The following is an 853-nucleotide window of genomic DNA, read 5'->3' as shown; positions in this document are numbered from 1 at the left end:
CTCTTGCGCTCGGTGGGCACACCCTTCGACGACACGCGCGCCGTTCGCCACACCTTCTCGCTGGACGCGGAACAGACGCGGGCGGTGGGCCGGGTGGCGCAGCACGCGGAGAGCACGGTGCCCCGGCTGTTCGCCGCGCTCACGGGTCTCTTCGTGTCCCGGCTGACGGGGCAGCGCGACACGTGCCTGGGGACGTTCGTCCACGGCCGCGCCGCGCGGGAGGACCTGCTCACCTTCGGGATGATGGTGGGCACCGTGCCGGTGCGCTTCGACGTGGACGGCACTGCTCCCTTCGCGTCGCTCCTGCGCTCCGTGGGCGCGGCGCAACAGCGCTCGCTGCGGGGCCAGCGCTATCCGTTCGACTTGCTCGCGCAGCAGTTGCGTGCCGGGGGATTGGAGGGTCCGCCCCTCTTCGACGTGCTCGTCTCCTTCCAGAACGGACGCTTCGACGCGCAGTTGGGCGGCCACCCGGTGGACGTCACCTGGCTCTTCAATGGGCATGAGGCGCATTCGCTCGCGGTGCACGTGAGCGACCGGCTGGGGCAGGGCCAGCTCACGGTGGACCTGGACTTCCGGCGGAGCGCCTTTCCCCCAGAGGGACCGGCCGCGCTGGCGGAGTCCTTCTGGCAACTGCTGGGCGAGGTGCTGGGCGAGGACGGCGCGCGCCCCGTGGGCCGGCTGTCCCTGGTGGGCCCGGCGCAGGCGGAGCAGCTCGCCGCGTGGAACCCGGAGCCTCGGCCGTTCCCGAGCGAGCGTTCCGTGGCCGCGCTGCTGGCGGAGCGGGCCGCGCGCGTGCCTGGAGCCGTGGCCGTGCGGGATGGGGACGTGGGCGTCACCTACGCGGAGCTGGAAG

General features: G+C 73.2%; 1 protein-coding gene. It reads left to right on the top strand.

Translation table 11 applies throughout. The features are described 5' to 3' along the window. Positions 1-853, top strand: an 853-nt coding sequence (locus D7V88_RS41875; protein WP_158625292.1) for a condensation domain-containing protein, incomplete at both ends; no start/stop codon positions are given.

The sequence above is a fragment of the Corallococcus terminator genome (assembly GCF_003611635.1).
Taxonomy (GTDB): Bacteria; Myxococcota; Myxococcia; order Myxococcales; family Myxococcaceae; genus Corallococcus; species Corallococcus terminator.
Note: the sequence above shows the minus strand (reverse complement) of the source record. Positions and strands in the feature narration are given on the sequence as shown.